At 71.7% G+C, this 22,488-nt stretch carries 13 protein-coding genes; 4 read left to right on the forward strand and 9 right to left on the reverse strand.

All coding sequences use genetic code 11. The features are described 5' to 3' along the window. Window positions 1-9: 9 nt before the first annotated feature. Genes gntD through AB5J51_RS33080 form a run of 3 tightly spaced genes read right to left on the reverse strand, consistent with a single transcriptional unit; the run spans window position 10 to window position 9,765 of the window. Complete coding sequence (gene gntD, locus AB5J51_RS33070) at window positions 10-1,047, reverse strand: guanitoxin biosynthesis L-enduracididine beta-hydroxylase GntD (protein WP_053790808.1); 1,038 nt, start codon at window positions 1,045-1,047, stop codon at window positions 10-12. A gap of 35 nt (window positions 1,048-1,082) precedes the next feature. After that, window positions 1,083-2,717, reverse strand: coding sequence for a condensation domain-containing protein (locus tag AB5J51_RS33075; RefSeq protein WP_369779293.1), 1,635 nt, complete (start codon window positions 2,715-2,717; stop codon window positions 1,083-1,085). Beyond that, complete coding sequence (locus AB5J51_RS33080) at window positions 2,707-9,765, reverse strand: amino acid adenylation domain-containing protein (protein ID WP_369779294.1); 7,059 nt, start codon at window positions 9,763-9,765, stop codon at window positions 2,707-2,709. The genes AB5J51_RS33075 and AB5J51_RS33080 overlap by 11 nt, the downstream gene beginning before the upstream one ends. A 198-nt stretch (window positions 9,766-9,963) precedes the next feature. On the opposite strand from AB5J51_RS33080, the gene AB5J51_RS33085 reads away from it, so the two are divergent. Then, window positions 9,964-10,800 carry a putative nonproteinogenic amino acid hydroxylase gene (locus AB5J51_RS33085; protein WP_053790805.1) on the forward strand — a complete coding sequence of 279 codons (837 nt, stop codon included), beginning with the start codon at window positions 9,964-9,966 and terminating at the stop codon, window positions 10,798-10,800. Here AB5J51_RS33085 and AB5J51_RS33090 read toward each other — a convergent pair. From AB5J51_RS33090 to AB5J51_RS33110, 5 genes are all read right to left on the reverse strand, one after another. Next, window positions 10,776-12,380 carry an amino acid adenylation domain-containing protein gene (locus AB5J51_RS33090; protein WP_133898727.1) on the reverse strand — a complete coding sequence of 535 codons (1,605 nt, stop codon included), beginning with the start codon at window positions 12,378-12,380 and terminating at the stop codon, window positions 10,776-10,778. The genes AB5J51_RS33085 and AB5J51_RS33090 overlap by 25 nt on opposite strands. After that, window positions 12,377-13,465 (reverse strand): ornithine cyclodeaminase family protein, encoded by a 1,089-nt coding sequence (locus tag AB5J51_RS33095; protein WP_053790803.1) that lies wholly within the window; start codon window positions 13,463-13,465, stop codon window positions 12,377-12,379. Before AB5J51_RS33095 ends, AB5J51_RS33090 begins: the two co-directional genes overlap by 4 nt. 16 nt (window positions 13,466-13,481) lie before the next feature. Further along, the gene (locus AB5J51_RS33100) at window positions 13,482-15,275 is read right to left on the reverse strand and encodes an ABC transporter ATP-binding protein (RefSeq protein WP_136222365.1); all 1,794 of its coding nucleotides are present in this window, start codon (window positions 15,273-15,275) and stop codon (window positions 13,482-13,484) included. Between the two features lie 49 nt (window positions 15,276-15,324). Next, window positions 15,325-17,016, reverse strand: a complete 1,692-nt coding sequence (locus tag AB5J51_RS33105) for an ABC transporter transmembrane domain-containing protein (protein ID WP_369779295.1) — start codon at window positions 17,014-17,016, stop codon at window positions 15,325-15,327. Between the two features lie 104 nt (window positions 17,017-17,120). Then, window positions 17,121-17,879, reverse strand: a complete 759-nt coding sequence (locus tag AB5J51_RS33110) for a thioesterase II family protein (RefSeq protein ID WP_053790800.1) — start codon at window positions 17,877-17,879, stop codon at window positions 17,121-17,123. 689 nt (window positions 17,880-18,568) lie between these two features. Between AB5J51_RS33110 and AB5J51_RS33115 the strand changes: the two genes are divergently transcribed. From AB5J51_RS33115 to AB5J51_RS33125, 3 genes are read left to right on the forward strand one after another with little or no spacing between them, the layout of a single operon-like run. Beyond that, window positions 18,569-19,363: an SDR family NAD(P)-dependent oxidoreductase gene (locus AB5J51_RS33115; RefSeq protein ID WP_053790799.1), complete on the forward strand. Its 795-nt coding sequence runs from the start codon at window positions 18,569-18,571 to the stop codon at window positions 19,361-19,363. Beyond that, the gene (locus AB5J51_RS33120) at window positions 19,356-19,940 is read left to right on the forward strand and encodes a GNAT family N-acetyltransferase (RefSeq protein WP_369779296.1); all 585 of its coding nucleotides are present in this window, start codon (window positions 19,356-19,358) and stop codon (window positions 19,938-19,940) included. Before AB5J51_RS33115 ends, AB5J51_RS33120 begins: the two co-directional genes overlap by 8 nt. Then, window positions 19,924-21,615, forward strand: coding sequence for a carbamoyltransferase N-terminal domain-containing protein (locus AB5J51_RS33125; RefSeq protein WP_234382942.1), 1,692 nt, complete (start codon window positions 19,924-19,926; stop codon window positions 21,613-21,615). The genes AB5J51_RS33120 and AB5J51_RS33125 overlap by 17 nt, the downstream gene beginning before the upstream one ends. 42 nt (window positions 21,616-21,657) lie before the next feature. Here the strand turns inward: AB5J51_RS33125 and AB5J51_RS33130 are convergent, their stop codons facing one another. Continuing rightward, entirely contained in the window at window positions 21,658-22,407 is a 750-nt protein-coding gene (locus AB5J51_RS33130; RefSeq protein ID WP_369779297.1) for a cyclopropane-fatty-acyl-phospholipid synthase family protein, read from the reverse strand. Window positions 22,408-22,488: the final 81 nt, after the last annotated feature.

The raw sequence follows: 22,488 nt of genomic DNA on the forward strand, positions 1-22,488 counted from the left end.
GGTCGCCGGCTAGCCGATCAGGCGGGAGCCGACGGACCGGCGCATGGCACGGGACTTGCGCAGGTCGTGGGTGACGTTGACGCGCTTGAGCCAGCGGTCCGTGCCGTCGTAGCGCGCCTGGAAGGCGCTGCGGCTGTGCACCACCCGGTGGTTGTTCATGAAGACACAACTGCCCGCCTCGAGGGGGCAGTCGGTCAGCCCGGCGTCGAGCAGCTTCGCCGCCGCCTCGAAGGCCCGTACGGCCTCGAGGTCCTCTTCGGGAGCCGACATGTGCGTCGCGTCGAAGCACAGCAGAGGGTGGGACCGGGAGCCGGTCAGCATGGGCACCAGGCCGAGACCGTCGATGAGGCGCGCGATGTTCTCGAACACCAGCCGGTCCTCGTCGGTGCGCACCGTGTTGTTCTCCGGCAGGTGCGACTTGTCGGGAACGATGTGGAACCGGTTCTGGAACAGGACGTCGAGGACGTCCTGGGGCAGTACCGAGAAGTCCGCCTCCGCCACGGTCACCGGCACGGCGTCCGGATTGCGCAGCGCCGAAAGGATGATGTAGTCGGCGCGGTAGGGGTGGAAGGCGTCCTCGGTGTGCAGGGTCAGCGGTGTCTTGCTGCCCGTTCCGAGCAGCTCGCGCTCGTACTGGCGGATCGGGAACACGTCGTTGACCAGGTGCCCGTCCTGCTGGGTGGCCCAGCCGAACGGTTCGCCGAGCAGCGAACCGTAGAGGAGGACGAGGATCTCCTCGGGCAGCTCGCGGTGGATCCGGGTCTCGTCCTTCCAGTGCGCGGGCGTGGGCCCGATGCGCTCGTCGTCCACGAGATGCCCGTTGACCGAGCAGAAACCGCGTGCCTGGTCGAGGGAGAAGGCACGCAGGAAGCGGCGGATCCGCACGGGCAGCCCGCCGGTGAGCAACGGGAGCTCCTGGAGCAGCCGTTCGTCGTCGGCCGCGCGGTACTGCTCGGCCAGACGCAGTGTCAGTTCGGACACCTGGCGGGCCTCGGCCGCGGTGAGCCGCAGCTCCGTCCCGGTCCGGGGCCTGATGGACGTCGTCATGGTTCATCTCCTCATGGGAAGGGCAACAGGTCGGGTCAGTCGTCGAACCGGAACCCGCCGAAGGCCCGGTGAGCCGGGGCCGCTTCGGGGCCGGGCTCCGCCGGGTCCCCGAGGAGGCGCGCCACTTCGTCACCGAGCCGCCGGACCATCCGCTCGGCGGTGTCCGCGGCGTAGCGCGCGGTGTCGTACTGGAGCACCAGGCGCATGCCGTCCACGTGCTGGACGAACTGGAAGGACAGCTCGAACATGCCGACGCGCAGGGGAATCGGGCCGCCCCGCAGGGCGATCCCGCCCGGCGCGCACGGCCCGGTGTCGATGCGGGGATACAGGGCGACCCACACGTCGAAGAAGGGCATCCGTCCCGGGGAGCGCGGGGGAGCGAGTGCCGCGACGAGCGTGTCGAAGGCGACCTCGCTGTGGTCCACCGCGTCCATCGTGCGCTGCGCGACCTGCTGGACGAGGTCGTCCGCCGAAGTCCCGTCCCGGACCTCCAACCGCAGCGGGACGGTCGCGACGTGGAAGCCGACCGCGTCGTCCGCACCGAGCCGGGCCCGCCGGTCCACGGGGGTGCCCAGACAGATGTCCGAGCTGCCCGTGATCGCGGCGAGGGTACGGGCGACGGCGGCGGCCAGCGGCACGAACGGGCCCGCGTGGTGCCGTCGGCCCAGCTGCGTCAGCCGTCGCAGCAGGTCCGGACCGATCTCCTGCACAGCGATGCCGGTGGCGGAGCCGGCCTGCTCCGTCCGCAGACCGCGCACCGGGAGGGGCAGCGGCGCCGGAGGGGGCAGGAGGACGCGGCGCCAGTGGTCGAGCGCGGCCTCCTGACCGCTCGAGCGGTGAGCGGGCCGGTCCTGGGGCGCCACGGCGGCAGCCGGATCCGCGTAGGCCGCCACGAGTTGCGTGGCGAGGATCTCCAGGCTGCGTCCGTCGCACACGAGGTGGTCCGCGAGCAGCAGGAGCGACCACCGGGCGTCGTCGCGCAGGAACAGGGTGGTCCGGGTGAGCGGGCCGGCCGACGGGTCGAACGGCATGGCGAGGCGCTCGTCGACCAAGGCGTCGAACCGGGTGTCGCCCGCGTCGTGCCCGCGCAGGTCGACGACCTCCAACGGCAGGACGTCGTCGGTGACCACCGCCCGCGGTTCGCCCTGGGCCTCGACGAAGACGGTCCGCAGCGCCGGGTGGCGCCGTGCCAGGCCGGCGAGCGCGGCCGCCAGCCTGTCGGCGTCCACGGCACCCTCGCCGTCCAGCAGACAGGGCACGGTGTAGGCCCCGGAGTCGCCGTCCCCGCGCTGCCGTTCCAGCCACAGCCAGCGGGTGGCTTCGGCGACTTCGGCCCCGGGCAGCCCGGTGTCGGGCCGTTGGCGCGCGGGGGCCGGCCCAGCGGGTTCCACGGCGCCGGGGACGAGCCCGGCCAGCCGGGACGCGAGCAGCTCGGGCGTGGCGGCGTCGAAGACGTCCCGTACGCGGACCCGCACGCCGAAGGCCTCTTCCACGGCCACGGCGAGGGTCAGCGCGGACAGGCTGTGTCCGCCGGCGAGGAAGAAGTCGGTGTCCGGAGTGACGGCGTCCAGTTCGAGTGCCGTGGCGAACAGCTCGCACAGCCGCTGCGTCGGGTCGGACTCGGTCGGGGTCGCCCCGTCCCCGAGCCTGAGGGCGGTGTCAGAAGTCATAGTGCGTGTCGCTCCAATCAGAGCCGGGTGCTGCGGACGGGTCCGGGGTCGGGGGCACGGCCGGCGACGGGGCGCCGGCGGGCGGGGCGTCCTGGCCGGTGGCCAGGCCGCGCAGCACCGCGGCGACGTGGTCGGCATAGCCGCCGGCCTCCGACTCGTCGAGCAGGTTGTCGTCGTAGGTGAGGTCGAGGTGCAGGACGTCGCCCTTGACCCGTGCGTAGAGCCAGAGGTCGCTGGTGGCGGGCAGATCGTCCACCAGCAGGTCCTCGACCACGTGGCTCTCGGGGCGCAGGCCTGCGTTCTCCCAGCTCACGCCCAGGTCGAGCAGCAGGCTGCGGCCCGGTGCCGCGCGCAGCGCCAGCCGCTGCGCCAGCACGTCGAACGGCAGCCGGGAGTGTTCGTACGCCTCGACGAGCCCGCTCTGGACCCGGGGCAGCAGCTCGCCCCCGGACACCGCGTCGTCCAGAGTGACCCGGAGGGGAACCGCGTTGACCAGGTAGCCGATCAGCGCGTCGGCCTCGGGCCGGTGGCGGAGCCCCGCGGCGAAGCCGACGACGAGGTCGGTGGCCCGGGTGCGCTGGTGCACGGTGAGGGCGAACGCGGTGACCACCTGCGCGAACGGGGTCCCGGGGGCATCGCGGAGCACGGCCGCGGGAAGGGACCGGCGGACCAGTCCGGTCCGGCCCCGGCGGCTGCGGCGGCGGGCCGGGTCCACGGGATCGGGCCCTTCCGCGACGTCGCGCAACCGCTCCCGCCAGAACTCCACTTCGAGCTCCGCCTCGGGCCCGGCCAGCCACTCCTGCTCCTCGCGGACCCACTCCTGGTAGGTGTAGGGGAGCCGGGGCAGCCGGGCCGGCCGGCCCGCGACGACCTGCTCGTACGCGGTGAACAGGTCGCGCAGCAGCACGTCGACGCTCGCGCCGTCGTAGATCAGGTGGTGTGCGGTGACGGTGAGCAGATCGCCGCCGACGGGCCCTGCGAGCAGCCGCACTTCGAACAGCGGCGCCTTCTCGAGGGCGAAGCCGACCCGTCGGGCGTCGTGCAGCGCGGCCGCGACCTCCGGACCTGAGGGGTCCGCACCGGGCAGGTCCACGACGACCAGCGGTGCGCCCTCCGGCAACCGGTCCAGCACGGTCAGCTCCGCGTCCGTTCCCCGGGGCAGGACCTGCGCACGCAGCATGTCCTGGCGCTCGACGACGGCCTCGAGGGCGCTGCGGAGCGCGCCGGCATCGAGCCGGCGGCCCAGCCGTACGAGGTCGGAGATGATGAACGTGTCCGAGCCCGCCCAGCGTGAGGTCAGCCAGACGCGGCGCTGTGCCCGGGACAGCGGGAGGAACCCGCTCTCCGAGGACGCCCCCGCGACCGGGCCCCGCTCTGCTGCGGCCTTCGCCGACTGCCCTTCCAGTGCCGTGGTGAGCGCGGCCACGGTCGGGAAGTCGAAGACGGTGCGCACCTTGACGTGCAGGGCGTGCGCGATGCGCGCGGCGGCCAGACTGTGGCCGCCCATCTCGAACAGGTTGGCGTCCGGGTCCGTGACGGGACGCTCCAGAACCTGCGTCCACACGTCGGCGACGTGCTGCTCGGCCGGGGTGAACGGCCGGGCGGCGGCAGGGGATTCGGACGTGGCCAGGGCCTCGTCGGGAGCGGGCAGCGCCCGGCGGTCGAGCTTGCCGCCCGCGGCCACCGGAAGGGCGGGCAGGTACACGAAGGCGGCGGGCATCATGTAGGCGGGCAGCCGCTCCGCGAGGTGCCGGCGGAGCGCCGCCTGGTCCGCATCCCCGACCACGTAGGCGACCAGCCGTGGTTCGGCGCCGGTCGTCGGGAGCACGGCGGCGTTGCGCAGGCCGGGGGCTTCCGCGAGGACCGCGGCCACCTCGTTCGGCTCGACCCGGTTGCCCCGGATCTTGAGCTGGTCGTCGACCCGGCCCAGGTACTCCAGGCGTCCGTCGGGCAGCCGGCGGGCCAGGTCGCCGGTGCGGTACATGCGTTCTCCCGGGCGTACCCGGCTGGTCACGAACCGGGCCGCGGTCAGCTCCGCGTCGCCGAGGTAGCCGCGGGCCAGGCCCGCTCCGCCGATGCAGATCTCGCCGGGAGCCCCCAGCGGCACCAGCATGCCCCGCTCGTCGAGCAGATCCACCCACTTGCCGGGCAGCGGGTGGCCGATCGAGGCGTCGCCGGAAGCCGTCCCGGACCAGGTGCCGGGCGCGCCGGGGGCCCCTGCCGTGACCACCGGATCCAAAGTGGTGACCACACTGTCCTCGGCCGGGCCGTACTCGTTGAACAGCTCGGCGCCGGGGAGGACTTCGGCATGCCGGGCGGCGAGCGCGCGGGTGACCCGCTCCCCGCCGAGCACGACCTTGCGCACCTCGCGGAACGCCGGGCCGACCTCGTCGAGCAGCATCCGGTAGAGACTCGGCACGAGCATCACGTGCCGGACCGGGTGCTTCCGCATGATCGCGGCCACATCGTCCGGCGTGAGCAGCTGCTCCCGGGTGACGATCACCATGGGCGCGCCCGAACCGAGCGCGCCGAACACGTCGGCGATGCCGGCGTCGGCATGGATCGGATCGACCTGGAGGATCGCCCCGCCCGAGCCGAGCCCGTAGTGGTCGATCTGGAACCGGACGGAGTTGACGATGCCGCGGTGCTCCACCATGACGCCCTTGGGTGTTCCGGTGGAGCCGGAGGTGTACACGACGTACGCGAGGTCGGCGGGGCCGGCGGGCCGGAGCGGCCGGGGCTCGTCCCGGACCGCAGCGGCCTCGGTCGCGTCGCCGACGGTCACCGTGGGCAGGCCTTCGGCGACCGTGGTCTGCGTGAAGTCCGCCGACGTGACGGCGGCGACCGCGCCGCTGTCGCGCAGCACTCGCGCGATCCGGGCCGGCGACTGCTGCGGATCGAGGGGAAGGAACGCCGAACCGGTCTTGAGGACGGCGAGCAACGCGACCGGCATCCACTCGGAGCGCTCGCACAGCACCGCGACCAAGCGGTCGGGGCCGGTCGGCGCCAGCGCGGCGATTCGGGCGGCCAGCACATCGGCCCGGCGGTCCAGGGCGCGGTAGGTCAGGACACGGTCGCCGCAGACGACGGCCGGGTCCTCGGGCGCGCGCTGCACCTGCGCGAGTACGAGGTCCAGGAGGGTGCCGGTGGACTGCGCGGCGGAGGGGCTCTCCCCGGTGCCGGCCGCGATGAGCGCGGCGCGCTGTGCACCGGGCAGCAGGGGGGCCGTGCCGACGGGGGTCCCGGGGGCCTCGGCCAGAGCGGTCAGGAGGTGGTCCAACTGCTCGGCGAGCCGGTGCGCCGTCCCCGCGTCGAGTACGTCCTCGCGGTAGGTGATCGCCACCTCGATCGGACGCTCCGGGCCGGGTTCGCCGAAGCTGAAGGTGAGGTCGAACCCCTCCGCGCCGTTGTCCAGGCGGATGTGTTCGGCTGCCGGGCCCTCCTCGGTGCCCAGCGGGTCCGTACCGGAGACGGCGGCCTCGACCAGCACGTCGAAGAGCGGATTGCGTCCCGCGATGCGTTCGCGCCCCATGGCCTCCACGAGGTCCTCGAAGGGGTACTCCTCATGGGCGCGGACCTCCCGCGCGTGCGCCGCGACCGCCGCGACCACATCGGTGAAAGCGAGTTCCGGCCCGATCGGGGTGCGCAGCGCCACGGTGTTGACGAACAGCCCCACCGAGTCGGCGAGTTCGGGACGGTCACGGCCCGAGACGACCGTGCCGAGCACGATGTCGTCCGCCCCGCTCCAGCGCATCAGAAGGACTCGGACGGCGGCCACCATCGCCGTGAACGAGGTGGTGCCGAGCTGCCGGCACAGGTCCTGCACGGACCGGGTCGTGCCTTCGCCGAGCGTCAGGCGGACCGTGCCCGCCGCCGAACTGCGCTCCGCCGGCCGGTTGCGGTCGAGCGGCAGGTCGACACGCGGCGCGCCGTCCAGGGCGCGCCGCCAGAACGCGCTGCTCCGCGCATCGTCCCCGCGGGCGTGCTGGTCGAGCGCGTAGGCGCCGTACTGGGTGGGATCCGGTACCTGTTCCGTGCCGTTCAGGAACCGCTGGAGGTCGCGCAGGATCACCGCGAACGACCAGCCGTCGCAGACGCTGTGATGGACGGACAGCAGGAGGGTGCCGCCGGGGCGCCCGTCCTCGACGAGCCAGTGGGCACGCAGCAGGGGGCCCTGCGCCGGGTCGAAAACGTGGCGCTGCTCCGCATCGGCGATGCGCCGCAGCAGACCGGCGGTGCCCCCGGCGTCCGACCGGTGGACCTGCAGTGCGGGCCGGGCCCGCTCGGGAGCCAGCACGATCTGGCGCAGGCCGTCGGGGTCGGTGCGGAACACGGTGCGCAGGGCCTGGTGCCGGCGCACCGTCCGCTCCAGGGCGTCCGCCACGTCGGCCGCTTCGGGGGAGCCGGGCAGCCGGAAGGCCTCCACCATGTTGTACGGGCGCAGTTCCCCGCCCTCGTACTGCTCGAGGAACCACATCCGGCGCTGGGCGTTGCTCGCGGGGACGGGTTCCGGGGTCTCGGGCCACGGTGTCCGGGCGGCGGGGGCTGCGGGCCCGTCGGCCGCGGCGCGGCGCAGCAGCGCGCCGAGCCCTTCGGGGGTGCGGGCGGTGAACACGTCGCGGACGGTGATGGCGCCGCCGCCGGCAGCCGCGCCGAGCCGGCCCGCCAGGACGGCGGCGGTGAGACTGTGGCCGCCCGCCGCGAAGAGGTCCTCGTCTGCGGTGCGCGGAGCGGTGCCGAGCACGTCGGCCCAGATCCGGGCGGCGGTGCGGCCGGCTTCGTCGTCGGGCTGCCAGACCTGTCCGTCCAGGCCGGCCACATGGGCCAGGATGGCCACGCGGTCGATCTTTCCGTGCAGGGTGACGGGCAGCTCGTCGAGCCGCAGGATGCGGCCCGGGACCATGTAGCCGGGCAGGCGCAGCTCCAGCCGGCTGCGCACGTCGGCCGGTTCGAGACTCTGGTCCGAGGTGTAGACGGCCACGACGGTGGGCGGTCCCGAGGGAGCGGTGAAGGGAAGGACCGTGCCGGAGACGACGCCCGCGACGGAGCTGAGGGCCGCCTCCACCTCGCCGAGCTCGACCCGGTTGCCGTGGATCTGGATCTGGTTGTCCCGGCGGCCCAGGAAGACCAGCTCGCCCCGCTGGTTCCAGCGGCCGAAGTCGCCGGTCCGGAACACCCGGACGCCGGGGTGCGCGGGGAGCTCGCAGAACCGCCCCGGGCCGGTCGGTTCGTCATCGGCGTAGCCACGGGCCACGCCGGGGCCGAGTACGTGGATCTCGCCGGGGACGCCGGGCGGTGCGTGGTCCCCGTGGGGGGTGAGCACCAGCACGCCGAAGCCCTCGGAGGGCCTGCCGACCGGGACGGTGGTCAGCTCGGGGAAGGCCGAGCCGGGGCAGGTGAAGGTGGTGGCCTCGATGGTGGCCTCGGTGGGCCCGTACAGGTTGCCGAAGGTGCCCACGCGCAGTCGGTCCGCCAGCCGGGGCAGGAGGCCCGCCGGGATCTCGTCGCCGCCCAGCAGAACGATGCGCACGTCTTCCGGGGCTCCTGCCGGCAGACCTTCGGCCATCACGGCGAGCAGGGAGGGGACGCAGTTGACGACGTTGACGCCCAGGCGTCGCGTCGCCGCCCAGAACTCCGCGGGCGAGAGCGTCTGGGGTGAGCCCATGACCACCACGCAGCCGCCCGCGGCGAGCGTCGTGAAGATCTGGTACGTCAGGGCGTCGGAGGTCACCGCCGACAGCAGGGCGCACCGGATCTCCTCGTCGAAACCGAGGAGCCGCCCCGAGGTGAGGGTCTTGTGGGCGAGCTGACGGTGGGTGAGCGCCACCGGGCGGGGGAGGCCCGTCGATCCGGAGGTGAAGAAGAGGATGGCTTCGTCGTCGGGACCCGGTGCGGCCGCCGCCCCGGGGCCGTCGGCGGTGGCGAGGGCCTGCGGGGACACCACCGGGATGGCCACCTGGCCGGGCAGTTCGTCCTCGGCGGAGATGACGCAGACCGCTCCGCTCAGGCGCAGCTGACGGGCGACCCGCTCCGGCGGGTGCGAGGGGTCGAGGGGCACCATCGAGGCGCCGGCCCGCAGTACCGCCAGCACCGCCAGCACGAGTTCGGGGCTCTTCGGCAGCAGCAGTGCGACCCGGTCGCCCGGCTTCACCCCGTGGTCGACGGTGAGCGACCGCGCGGCCCGCGACGAGCGCAGCGCCAGCTCCCGGTGGCTCCACGCCACGTCGTCGTCGGACACCGCCTCGCGGTCCGGGAAGCGGTTCGCGGCGTCGTCGACGATGCCGGTGAGGGTCGCGTCGGCGAAGTCCGCCACGACGGGCAGGCCCGACCACCGCTCCAGTTCGGCGCGCTGCGCCGGACCGAGGACGTCCAGCTCCGTGACCGGCCGCCGAGGCGAGCGGCCGACTTCCGCGAGAGCGGCCGCCGTGCAACGCAGCAGGGCTGCGGCGGCCACCGGCAGCTCGCCGTCCGCCTCGGCGGTCAGGGTCAGCCGGCCGTCGGCCCGGCGCAGGGTCAGGCACAGGCCGACCGGCTGCAGCAGCTTGCCGCCCGCCTCCTCGCACACGACTCCGAGCCGGCCGAGCGCACGGCCCACGGGCACCCCGGCGAGCTCAAGACGGGAGGCGATCGCCTCCCGGTCGGGCCAGGCGAGGGGCAGGGCGGATTCGAGTTCGGCGTGCAGTGCCATCAGGAAGGCCGAGGCCGGTGCCTCGCGGTCGAGGGGCGCGCACAGCGCGAGCTCGCGCGGCACCGCGTCCGTGCCGGTCCCTGAGCCCGCCCCGGGCGGCGAGGTGGGCACGGGCACGAGGACCACGTGCCCGGATTCCTCGTCGAGCGCGGCCAGCGCGAGCCGGGTGGCCGCGACGGTCAGCAGCAGGAGGCCGGTCGCGTCGCCGCCCGTCAGGGCGTCCAGCCGCTCGGTGACTGCGGGTTCCAGGACGCATTCCGGCGTGTCTCCGTCCGGGGACACGACATCCAGGAAGGGAACTCCGCGGCCGGCCACCAGCCGGGCGAGCCAGGATTCACTCAGGGCATTGTCACTCAGCATTTTGTACGCTCACCCAATACCTTCGATGGTTCCGACGAACATGATGTCCCCTTAAGATCCTGCGCAAGGTGAATAACCCTTGTCAATCATGAATCCGATGCCCACGGTCGGCCATTGCCCTCTCTTCCGGCAATCGTTATGATTGCCGATCATCGGAGTCCGGCGCCACAGTGCGCTCATCAACCGACGGGATCTCGCATGCTCAAATCACAAAGGCTCGCCACGCTTCCGATCGATTCCTACGACTTGGCCGAGGAGCTTTCGGTCATCGATTCCAATGATGCCGGTGGCGAGTACGACGCATTTTCCTTCGGCCACTGGTCCGCGCATGTCCTCGCGAACTCCGGGGGCAGCGCCAAGGACACGGCCTTCCGGCCCTACGAGGGGCAGCTTGCCCTGACTGAGCTGGGCAGGAAGCTTCCCAACATCATGTCGCTCGTCACCGACAACTTCCCCCTCGAGAGGCTGCAGTGGGTCCGTATATTCGGCCTCAGTGACGGAATTCTCGCGCCCCATGTCGATTTTCTAGAATTCTCCGAGCCGGGTACGAGGCTTCAGATACCCCTGCGCACGGACGAGGATTCCCTGCATTCCGAGAACGACATCGTCTATCACCTCCGCCGTGGCGAGGTATGGAAAATCCACACCACGGTTCCGCACTCGGCCCGGAGCGTCTCGCGACTTCCCAGGCTGTCCCTCTGCCTTGATTTCTCGGACGCCGAAGCCCCCATTGAAATCAAGAACACCATCCAGTCCGAGCTGCCCGTCCGCATCATTTCGCGTCCGCCGGTCTCGGACGCCGACGTGGCCGAGCTGATGTCCTCCGCGGCCGATATGAACGCCACCGACCTGCGCGCCTCCTTCCGGAAGTTCGCCGCGGTCCACTTCACCCGCCAGGCCGATGCGACGGCGGCGTTCGACTGGTTCGTCGAAGCCGCCGTGCGCACCGGGGACGACGCGCTGGTCGAGAAGGCCGAGGCGTTCCGGACGTACTGCATCGAGAAGCGCGGCTACCGCGAGGCGTTCGCCTGGTGAGGCACCAGGGACAGGGGCTGCGCCCCGTCGCCGGGCAGGGCCTTGCGGTCCAGCTTGCCGTTGGGTGACACGGGCAGGCCGTCCACCAGCCACCAGCGGACCGGCACCATGTAGTCGGGCAGGACCGCGAGCAGCGCCCGGCGCAGTTCCGAGGCCGGCGGCGGAGCACCGGTGAGAGCAGCGTGCAGCTCCACCGCCCCGCCGGCCCGCACCACCGCGAACGCCGCGGCGTCCTTGACCCCGGAGAAGTCCGTGAGGCGCGCCTCCACCTCCCGCGGTTCCACGGCATTGCCCCGGATCTTGATCAGGTCGTCCATCCGGCCCAGCAACTGGAGCGTCTGGTCGGCCCGCCACACCCCCCGGTCCCGGGTGCGGTACAGCCGCTTGCCCGGACGGAACGGATCGGGCACGAACGCGGTGCCGCTCAGCTCGGGATCGGTGTACCCCAGGGCCACCCCCGCACCGCCGATGTACACCTCCCCGACCTCCCCGTCGGGCACCGGAACACCGTGCTCGTCCAGCACGTAGACGTAGGTGTTCCACACCAGTGACCCGACGGGCGGCCTCGGTTCGAGATTGCCGGCCGCCGCGTTCATCGAGTGGCTGGCCACCATGTGGTTCTCGGCCGGCCCGTAGTGGTTGTGCAGGGTGATCTCCGGCCGGCGCGTCAGCAGCCCCTCCAGAGCCTCCGTGCACCGCACCGTCTCGCCCGCGCTGATGATGTGGCGCAGGTCCGCGGCGTGCTCGAAGTTCGTCGGCAGCGCCATGACCACGTCGATGAGCGACTGCGGGAAGTCCACGACCTCGATGCGTTCGTCGATGACGTAGTCGATCAGATCCCGGGGATCGCGCCGCACATGGGGCTCCGGCACATGGAGGCACCCGCCCGAGGCGAGCGTGTAGAAGATCTCCTGGACCGAGACGTCGAAGGTCAGCGGCGCCACCTGCAGGACCCGCCGTCCGCGCCCGAGCCCGGAGCCGTCCACCTGCCAGGAGATGAAGTTCGCCAGGCAGCCATGGGTCTGGACGATGCCCTTGGGGTTGCCGGTGGAACCCGAGGAGAAGATGACGTAAGCGGGATCCTCCGGCGCCGGCCGCCGGCGGACCGCCGCCGGCGCCGCACCGCCCGCCGGGTCCGGTGCCACCAGACCCGCCAGAGCGGTCGCCCGCGTCCCCGAGGCACCGGTGTCCAGCGCCCCCGGATCGGCCAGGACCAGCAGTGCCGCGCTGCTCGCGCGCAGGATCTGCTCGATGCGCTCCGGCGGGTACGTCGTGTCCACCGGCAGATAGGCGGCCCCGGCCCGCAGCGTGCCCAGGACCGCAGCGGTGAAGTCGGCACCCGCCCGGGCGGCGATGAGCACCGTGTCACCGCGCGCGATGCCGAAGTCCCGCCCGAGCCGGTCCGCGACGGTGTCCGCGAGACGGTCGAGCTCCGCGTACGACACCTCCCGGCCCGGCTCGCGCACCGCGGGCGCCCCCGGGTGCGCGGCCACCTCGCGGTCGATGAGCTCCAGGACCGAGGACACACCGATGTCCACCACCGGTCCGGCGTGCCCCGGGGCAGGGGACGCCGCGGTCATCGCCGTGCCCCCGGCTGCCCCTCCCAGGACCGGGTGACCGGCCCCGGCAGGAACGAGTAAGGGTCCTGCGGGTCGTCGGCGGTCGCCTCGATGGCGAGGTGGTGACCGACGCCGAGGTCCCGTGCGAGCTCCTCGAACACCTCGACCATGACGAGGTCCTGCAGCGCCAGACCCGTCGAGTCGTACACGGTGGTGACCGGGGACAGCTTCCGGTGGGCCTCCGGGTCCAGGAGGATCTCGGCGAGCGGGGGCCCGATCTCCTCGGGAGCGAGCTGCTGGCAGTCGCCCTCGGCCCGCGCCTGCGCCACGTGATCGGGGCAGACGACCGCCCTGCGCAGCAGCTCCAGCGGCAGCTCGGTCTTCCCCGGCATGTCGGAGCCGATGGCGTTGATGTGCACCCAGGGCTTGAGGTTGGTTCCCCGGATGACCGGGCCCGCGTACGGTGCGACCGAGGTGGCGGTGCACAGCACATCGGCCCGCTCCTCCACCTCTGCCAACGGCGCGATCCGTACGGCCCCGGCAGGCAGCCGGGACCGGGCCGCGAAGGAGTTCTCCGCCCGCACGTCCTCGTCGCACACCAGGATCTCGGAGAAGGAGAAGACCCGGGACAGGGCGTGCAGTTGGGTCACGGCCTGCGCGCCGCAGCCCACGAGACCGAGGACCGCGGAGTCCGGACGCGCCAGCACCCGGCTGGCCAGCGCGGACGCCGCGCCCGTACGGATGGCGGTGGCGAAGGTCCCGTCGATGACCGTCCGCAGGTGGCCGCTGTCGGCATCGAAGGCGCACAGGGTGGACAAAATGGTGGGCAGCTGGTTCTTGACCGGATTGTGCGGGTTGTAGCCGACCATCTTCATGGACACCGTGGCGCCGTGCCGGAGCGCGGGCATCCACTCCAGCAGTCCCAGATGGGGTGTCTCGATGAGGAATCCGTCCCGCTGCTTCATCTCCACCGGTGCGTCGCGGCCGGTGGCGAGAACGGTTTCCAGACGGGCGATCGTCAGATCGTAGAGTTGCCCCAGCCCCACCTTCGTGACGATGGTGGCGATGGCTTCGGCGTCGAGTATGCGTGTGCGGTCAGCTTGCAACGGTCTCTCCTGGCGCTCAGTGTTCGGACTGGTCCAAAGAAGGTGAAGGAACAGGGGATTTCGAAGAGGCCGAGGGGCCGCGCCCGTGCCAGGACTCCCACAGTCCGGCGTACGCGCCCCCCGCCGAGACGAGCTCGTCATGAGCCCCCTGCTCGGTGATGCGGCCGGCCTCCATCACGACCACGCGGTCCGCGTCGTGGGCGGTGTGCAGCCGGTGGGCGATGGCGATGACGGTCCGCCCGCGCAGTACGCCGGCGAGCGAACGCTCGAGGTCGCGGGCGGCCCGCGGGTCGAGCAGCGAGGTGGCCTCGTCGAGCACCAGGGTGTGCGGATCGGCCAGGACGAGCCGGGCCAGGGCCAGCTGCTGTGCCTGGCCGGGCGACACGGGGTTCTCGTCGGTGCCCAGCTCGGTGTCGAGGCCGTTCGGAAGGGCCTGGACCCACTCCTCGGCGGCCACCGCAGCCAGGGCCGCCGTCACCTGCTCGTCCGTGGCGTCCGGCGCGGCCAGTGCGACGTTCTCGCGCACGGTCCCGAGGAACACGTGGTGTTCCTGCGTGACCAGCGCGACGTTGCGGCGCAGCTCTTCCAACGGCAGTTCGTGGACCGGTACTCCGCCCAGCGTGACCGATCCGGTACGCGGCTCGTGGATGCCGGCGAGGATGCGGCCGAGGGTCGACTTGCCGGCCCCCGAAGGGCCGACGATGGCGATGCGCTCACCGGATCCGACGCTGAGACTGACGTCCTCGATCACGTCGTGACCGGCCCGGTAGGCATAGGCGATGCCGTCCGCGGCCAGCCGGTCGCCTTCGGGCCGCCGACCGGAGTCGCTCTCCGGTCCGGCCCCCGCCTCGATGCCGATCAGGCGGGCCAGCGAGGCGTCGCCGACCTGCAGCTCCTCGAGCCAGCCGAGGAGTTCGTCCAGCGGGTCGATCACGGCCCGGGTGTAGAGGGTCGCGGCGGTCACCTCGCCGAGGCTCACCCAGCCCTCGATGTAGAAGAGCCCGCCGAACAGCAGCGTGGCGGCGACCGGCAGCACGTAGCCGAAGTCCATCAGCGGGAACCAGACGCTGCGCAGGAACAGCGTGCGCCGCTCCGCGCCGTTCGCCCGCTCGACGTCCTCGTCCGTGCGGCGGATGCGCGGGCCGGACCGGTGCAGCGCCTCCACGGTGCGGGCGCCGGTGACCGTCTCGGAGAGGCCCTGGGCGAGGTCGGAGTAGCCGGCCGCCTCGGCCAGGTAGGCATCCCGGGCGCGCGCCAGGTACCAGCGCGTCGACCAGACGATGAGCGGGACGGCGATGAGGCAAGGCAGGACCATGATCGGGCTGGTCACGACCAGCGCCACCAGCGTCAGCACCACCGAGAGGCTGGCCACCAGGATCGACGGCGCCCCCATGCGCACGGCGTTGGACAGCGCATCCACGTCGCGGGTGCTGCGGGTCAGCAGATCGCCGGCCCCGGCCTTCTCCACCGTGTGCAGGGGCAGGGTCAGCACCCGCCGCACGAATCCCTCGCGGATGTCGGCCAGGACCAGCTCACCGAGCCGGGCCCCCTGGAGGCGGGCGGTACGGGTGAACACGCCTTGGAGCAGCAGGAGTCCGGCGATCGTCAGCACGGTGAAGTCCACCTGGTCGGTGGTGATGCCCTTCTCCACCTGCCCGACCAGCCGGCCCAGCAGGGCGGGCACCACCAGACCGCAGACCGTGGCGAGGACGAACCAGAGCACGGTGCGGGTCAGCAGACCGGTATGGCTGCGCACCAGGCCCCGTACGTGACGGCGGACCGTCTTCGCGTCGGCTACCGGAAGACTCACTGGGCACTCCTCTGAGGGCGGCTGTCGGAAGGACTGGGGACGGTGACGATCACGTCTCCTCCCGCATGACAACGGCGGCGTACTGGGACGCACCGGTGGCGAGTTCACGGTGTGTGCCGGTCGCGACGACCTTGCCGTCCTCCACGTAGGCGACCTCGTCGGCCTGGTCGAGCAACAGCGGGCTGTTGCTCACGACCACGGTCGTGAGCTCCGCCCTGGACCTGTGGAGCCGTTCGGCGATCACCGATTCGGTGTGCGCGTCCACGGCACTGGTCGGATCCACCAGGACGAGGACCCCGGGCTGCGCCGCCAGCGCGCGCGCCAGCCGCAGCCGCTGCTGCTGGCCGCCCGAGAAGGCGGAGCCCCCTGCGGTGACGACGGTGGCCAGACCGTCCGGCAGGGCCTCGACGATGTCGTCCGCATTGGCGTCGTGCAGGGCCTGCGCGCGCACCTGGTCCGAGCGTCCGCCCAGATCCTCGGCCAGGACACCGGAGAAGAGGGTGTCCTCGTTGCGGGCCACGAGGATGAGTTCACGCACCTGCTCCAGCGGCAGCGAGTCCAGCGGCACACCGCCGACGGTCACCTCACCCGGGGCGTAGCGCCCGAGCCGTTCGGCGATCGCGGCGCCCTCCTCCGGAGTGGAGGCGGCGATCGCGGTCATCAGTCCCGGCCGGACCCGCAGCCCCGATTCCGCGTCGTACAGGTCGGGCGCCTCGGAGAGGTCGGCCCGTGCGATGTCGGAGGTGGCGTCGGGCTCGAGGGCCAGTACGCGCACGACGCGCTGCGCCGCCACATCGGCGCCGACGAACGACTGCACCGCCGAAGTCGCCGTGCGCATCGGCAGCATGAGGAATGCGGCGTACCCGTAGGCTGCGACGAGTTCACCGGCGGTGAGACCGCCACCGACGGCGAGGCGGGCACCGATCCAGACGACCGCCACCACGAAGATCCCGGGGAGCAGCACCTCGGCGGCGGGCAGCACCGATTCGACCTTCGCCACGTGGACGCCCGCCTGCCGCAGCCGCTGCGAGTCCTTGCGGTAACGCTCGCCGAACGCGGCCTCGCCGCCGATGCCGCGCAGCACGCGCAGACCGGACACGATGTCGCCGGCCCGGTTCGTCAAGTCGCCCTGCAGGTCGCGGTAGCTGCCGATCCGCTTGTGCAGCGGCCTGAGCAGCGGTCCCGTGCCCGCGAGCAGGACGGGGACGCCGATGAGGACGAGCAGGCCGAGGGTGACCGAGGTGGAGAGCAGCACCAGGGCGACGAGCACGACGGTGACCGCGCTGCCGATGCCCCGGGCGACGGCGCCGGGCAGGGCGCCGATGCGGGTGATGTCGGCCGTGCCGATGGCCACGACCTCGCCGGTGGAGATCCGCTTGGGCAGGGTCGCGCCCAGCCGTACCGCGTGCGCGGCCACGAGGCGGAAGGTCAGGTAGTTGGCCTTGAGCCGGCCGATCGTGTCACAGCGGTGGCGCAGGACGCTGCCGGCCGTGGTCACCAGGGCGAGCCCCATGATGACGCCGGTCCAGACCAGCAGCCGGTCGGTGTCCTTCTCCGTCATGGCGTCGATGGCCCGGCCGATGGCGAAGGGGGTCAGGCCCATGCTGGCCATCCACAGGCAGCCCCACAACACCCCGAGGAACAGTGTGCTCGACTGCCTGCCGATCAGCCATCGAAGATAGCTCCGGGGTGACCGGAGGTCCGGATCCCCCAGCTCGGGCAGCGGATTGTTGCTTGGCAATGCGAATCCTTCGGGGTTGTCCCGTCCCGGGTGGCCGGGGCGGTCGGGGGGACAGGAGGTACTGAGCGGTTCTGCCGTCGGGCGACGCTCGGGAGCGTCGCCGGTCAGCCGTGCGGTGACAGCTGGCCGAGGACGAACGCCCTCAGTTCGGCGGTCACACGGAGGGGGTCGGCGAGTGGGTAGAAGTGGTCGCCGGGGAAGGTCCGTACGGTGCCGGCAGCGGCGGACCAGGCGGGCCACTTGCGGATGTGGTCGTCGGTCACGCCTGCATCGTCCTGCCCCCGCCATGCGCCGAGCGGGCACGGCAGGAGGGCGTCCTCGCCGGGTGGCGCGTACGAGTCGCAGATGGCGTTGTCGCCGCGCAGGGGCCGGGCCACCGCCGCGGCCAAGCGGCTGTTGGCGCCCACGGCCGCGGGCACGACGCCTTCCGCGACCAGTTCGTCGACGAGCTGCCGGTCGGTCAGCCGAGGCGTGTCGGAGGGCTCGCCCTGGTCGTCCGGGGCCCGGGAGGCCGAGGCGACGAATCCGCTGGGCCACCGGCCGTACTCTCGCCCCAGGACGCGGGCGAGCTCGTAGCCCACCAGTGCTCCCATGCTGTGGCCGTACACGAAGTAGGGCAGGTCGAGCCGGGCGGCGACGGCCGGCGCCAGCTCGTCGAGCACCTGCGCCATGCCGGTCGCGGGCTCCTCGCGCCACCGGTTCTCGCGGCCCGGGAGCTGAACGGCCAGCAGTGCTATGTCGGGGCCGAGCAGTTCCTGCCAGGTGCGGAACTGAAAGGCGCCGGAACCCGCGTGGGGCAGGCACACGAGGAGGGCCTTCGCGGTGCGCGGCGGGTCCCACTCCACGAGGGGCCCCGGTTTCACAGCCGCCCCCGTATGTCGTCGGCGGGCGCGCGGAGCACCTCGGGCAGAACCGATTCGGCAGTGGCCGGGCTAAGACGGACACGTGAACGTGGCACTTCTGAATGGAGGCACACGGTTTCCCCTGTCAGTCGAAGGTGGCGTTCAGCGGTCGCGAACGGTGTTCGTACTCGGCGACCGGAAATGACTTCAACGGAGGGCGCGGTACGAGAAGTCCGGAGCGGTCGTCATGCACTGACCCTCGAGTGGGACTCGACTCGAAATGCACAGCTCCCGGCCTCTTGGCCAACATTCCTATCACGGAGTGGACTTGGAATGTCAACAGGCAACCGGCGCACCCTCCACGTCATCGTCCTTCAGGCCGACCCACCCGACGATTTATACCGTGAACCCGGTCGAGTCCGCCTTGAGCCCCGCTTCCGATCGGCTGGAAGTGAAATGGAAGAATTGCCACCGCCGCATCGGCCCGTGATTCACTGGCGAGGAGTTTACGGGTAAGAGGTCAGTCGACCTGGAGCCTTGTCGGCGAGGGTGTTTCGGCGTAACGAGGCGTAACTCTGGCCGGTCGGCGTGCAAGGAGACCCCGATGCCGCTGAAGCAGGTGTCCAGAACCCCGCCCCTGACGGGAGTGCGGGTTGAACGCGTGAAGGCTTCGTCGCGATACAGCGCAACGGGGCCGAAGGGGTGTGTGCATGACGCAGGAAAAGCGTGGCGTGGCCGTGGTCTCGGGTGCATCTTCGGGATTCGGCTGGAGAATTGCACAGGTGCTGAGCCGGCAGGGCTACTCCGTGGTGGCTCTGGCCCGCAGAGCGGACCGTCTGAAGGAGCTGGCGGAAGAGGACTCCACAGGAGCGATTCTGCCGGTGGCCGCCGATGTCCGTGACCGAGAAGGTCTGGCCATGGCCCTCGACGAGCTGCCTCCGGAATTCCGTGACATCGCGGTCCTCGTCAACAACGCCGGCCTCTCGCGAGGGTTCGACACCCTTCAATCGGGCAATGGTGATGCCTGGCGCGAAATGATCGACACGAATATCTCCGGTCTGCTCAACCTCAGCGGTCTGGTGCTTCCCCGCCTCGTCTCGCGCGGGTCCGGGCACGTCGTGAACATCGGCTCGATCGCGGCGAGTTACCCCTACATGGGCGGGAACGTCTATGCCGCCACCAAGGCATTCGTCCACCAGCTGTCGCTGAACATGCGCGTCGACCTCCAGGGAACCGGCGTCAGGGTGAGCTGTGTGGCGCCCGGTATGGCGAAGACCGAGTTCGCCAAGGTCCGCTACGACGGGGACGAGGAGCGCGCCGACGCGCTCTACCAGGGCATCGAACCGCTCACCGCCGACGACGTGGCCGAGGCGGTCGCCTGGTGTCTCTCGCAGCCCGCCCGGGTCAACGTCAACATGATCGAACTGATGTCGGCCGAGCAGCACTTCGGGCTCGGCGTGGCCGGCAGTCCGACCGCCCGGCCGGGTGGTGCGGAGGGTGCGTGAGTCCGCGCAGACCGCCTCCCGGCTCCTGACCGCGACGGACGTGCTCGTTGCACGACCCGCGCGCCCCGAGGACGCGGAGCAGATCGCCCTGCTCTCGGCCCCGTTCGTCGAGCAGGGCCTGCTGGTGGCTCGCCCGCTGGCCGAACTGGCCGAAAGGTCACAGGGCTTCGTCGTCGCCTGTGAGGGGGACCGCATGGTCGGCTGCGCAGGGGTGGCACCCTCCGGGAGCAGCCTGCTCGTCTACAACCTGTGCATCGCGGTCGACTGGCAGGGCAGGGGGATCGGCCGGCACCTGGTCGGTATCGCCCAGACCATCGGCAGAGAACTCGGATACGGCTCTCTGCTGGCCCTGACCCAGTACAGCGGCGAATGGTTCGGGAAGCTGGGTTTCTCGGAAGTCCCGGCGAGCGAGATCCGTGACGAATGGCGCGCCCTCTTCCGTCCGGGCCGAAGATCCAGCCTCTACCAGTTGAGATTCACCTCCGAGCCGTCGGAGACCGAAGCACTTCCATGTGCCGACTCAAGCAGACCAAGGAGTGACACAGTTGATAATCTGCGGGTTGAAACTCACGCATGATGGTGCCGTCGCCCTGCTCGACGACGACCGTCTCGTGTTCAGTGTCGAGATGGAGAAGCTGGGGAACGGTCTGCGCTACAGCACCGTTGCCGACTTCAGCCTGATCCCCGGAATCCTCTCCGACTTCGGCTACAAGCCGGAGGACGTCGACCAGTGGGTCGTCGACGGCTGGGACGGAGACGTCTCCGGAACAGTGGCCCTTCTCGACCAGGGGGTGCCCACGGAGATCGTGGTCGGTCCCTACCGGGAGTCGGCGGCGTGCCCGGCGCTCGATTCGCCCAGCGTCTCGGGCAAGTTCCCGATGGACGGCCAGACTTACGCGTACACCAGTTTCCCGCACGCTGCCGGACACGTGGCGAGCGCTTACGCATCCAGCCCCTTCGCCCAGCGCGGCGAAGGCTCCTTCGTCCTGGTCTGGGACGGCGGACTCTTCCCCCGCCTCTACTGGGTGGACCCGCGCGACGGCGTGGAGAACCTGGGCGAACTCTTCCCCCTCCTCGGCCATGCGTACGCCATTGCGGGACACCACTTCGGGCCTTTCCGCAAGACCGTCCAGTCACCCACGGTCGACGACCTCTCGGTCGCCGGCAAGCTCATGGCGTACATCGCGCTGGGCCAGGTCGACGAGCGCGTCCTCACGGTTCTGCGGGAGGAGTTCCACCGCGTCTTCGAGAGCGACGAGCCGGCGGCCGTGGAGTACCGCGCGGCGGTCGGCGGGTACGGCAGTCTCTTCGAGCCGTCCGTGCCTCCCGTGCACGAGTTCTTCTCCGCGGTCCGCACCCGGGTGTCGGAGAACGGGATCAGCGACGAGGACGTCCTGGCGAGCGTGCACGCCTTCTTCGAGGACCTCCTCGTCGAGCGGATCACCGCCAAGGTCCGCGCCGCCAAGGGCGAAGGCCCCTGGAACCTGTGCTTCGCCGGCGGCTGCGCGCTCAACATCAAGTGGAACAGCGCGCTGCGCGAGGCGCCGGACTTCCGCGACGTGTGGGTCCCGCCGTTCCCCAACGACTCGGGCTCCGCCATCGGAGCGGCCGTTCTGGGCCGGGCGCAGCGCGACGGCCTCGCCCCGCTCACGTGGAACCCCCGGCTGGGCCCGGCGCTGACGCCGTCGCCCGAGCTGCCCGCCGGCTGGTCGGCGTCGGCGTGTGCTCCGGAGGAACTCGCGGCGATCCTCCACGAGTCCGGAGAGCCCGTGGTGGTCCTGCACGGACGAGCCGAGCTCGGCCCCCGCGCACTCGGCGGCCGCAGCATCCTGGCGGCCCCGGTCAGCGCGTCGATGAAGGACGAGCTGAACCGGGTCAAGGACCGCGAGCCCTACCGGCCCGTCGCCCCCATCTGCCTCGAGGCCGATGCACCGGCGATCTTCGCTCCCGGCACGCCGGACCCGCACATGCTCTTCGACCACGAGGTCCGGGCGGAATGGGTGGACCGCATCCCCGCGGTCATCCACCTCGACGGCACCGCGCGGCTCCAGACGGTCGGCCCGGACGACGACGACCTGCTCTTCGCCGTCCTGTCGGCCTATCGACGGCTCAGCGGCGTCCCGGTGCTCTGCAACACCAGCGCCAACCTCAACGGGCACGGCTTCTTCCCCGACGTGGCTTCGGCCGCCGAGTGGGGCAGGGTCGCCCGGATCTGGAGCGACGGGACGCTGTACCAGCGCACCGACGGCTGAACGGGGCGCGACCCCGCAGCCACGTCCCGACCCGGCCGGGCTTCAGGGCCGGGCCGGGCGGCGCAGGAGCAGGGTGACGAAGCCCAGCGTGCCCCGGTAGCCGTGGAGCCAGGCCTTGCGGTGGCTGGCCGCGGCCTCGAGCGCTTGGCCGTGGTCAGGGTGCTCCGGGTTGTCGAGGGCCCAGCGGGAGAGCGACCCGGTCCAGGACCACTCGTAGTCGTCCCACTCCTGGAGGCTGCTGACGTGTCCGTGGACCGGCACCCAGCCGTCGGCCGTGATGCGGTCGACCGTCGTCGCGAGGTCGGCGTAGTCGTCGGCGGCGAAACCGGCGTCGAGGGTCTTGCGGTCGGGTTCGCGTTCCCAGAAGCACTCGCCGATGAGGACGCTTCCGCCCGGGGCGAGGTGGCCGTCGACGGCCTTCAAGGTGGGGAGGAGTCCTCCGAACGCGTGCGTGGCGCCGATGCTGAGGACCAGGCCGTACCGGTGCGGCGAGGTGAACTCCGCGGCGTCCTGGGCGTGGAAGGCGATCCGGCCGCCGAGCCCCGCTTCGTCGACGGCGCGGCCGGCGGCGGCGATGGCCTCCGCGTCGTCGTCGACGCCGTCGGCACGCAGGTCCGGGCGAGCGGCTTGCGCACGCATCAGCCAGGTGCCCGATCCGCACCCGAGGTCGAGCAGCCGGACGTCGCTGCTCGGCAGGGCCCGTTCGAGGAGCCTGTGCACGGACTCGTCGCTCAGCGGAGCGGCGACGGGGTGGCCGGTGTGGGCGATGGAGCTGATCTGTCGGCGGTCCATGGCAGCATCCTGCACCTCCCCTCGCCCTGAGCCCCCGACACGGTCGACCGGGCAACCCGATCGTGTGCCCCGGGCGCTGTC

Source organism: Streptomyces sp. R33, assembly GCF_041200175.1.
Classification (GTDB): Bacteria; Actinomycetota; Actinomycetes; order Streptomycetales; family Streptomycetaceae; genus Streptomyces; species Streptomyces katrae_B.

Excerpts from the sequence above, each read along its gene's own strand:
- AB5J51_RS33090 (WP_133898727.1), bottom strand. The coding sequence starts at position 12,380 with ATGACCGCGGCGTCCCCTGCCCCGGGGCACGCCGGACCGGTGGTGGAC.
- AB5J51_RS33130 (WP_369779297.1), bottom strand. The coding sequence starts at position 22,407 with ATGGACCGCCGACAGATCAGCTCCATCGCCCACACCGGCCACCCCGTC.
- AB5J51_RS33075 (WP_369779293.1), bottom strand. The coding sequence starts at position 2,717 with ATGACTTCTGACACCGCCCTCAGGCTCGGGGACGGGGCGACCCCGACC.
- AB5J51_RS33085 (WP_053790805.1), top strand. The coding sequence starts at position 9,964 with ATGCTCAAATCACAAAGGCTCGCCACGCTTCCGATCGATTCCTACGAC.
- gntD (WP_053790808.1), bottom strand. The coding sequence starts at position 1,047 with ATGACGACGTCCATCAGGCCCCGGACCGGGACGGAGCTGCGGCTCACC.
- AB5J51_RS33115 (WP_053790799.1), top strand. The coding sequence starts at position 18,569 with ATGACGCAGGAAAAGCGTGGCGTGGCCGTGGTCTCGGGTGCATCTTCG.
- AB5J51_RS33080 (WP_369779294.1), bottom strand. The coding sequence starts at position 9,765 with ATGCTGAGTGACAATGCCCTGAGTGAATCCTGGCTCGCCCGGCTGGTG.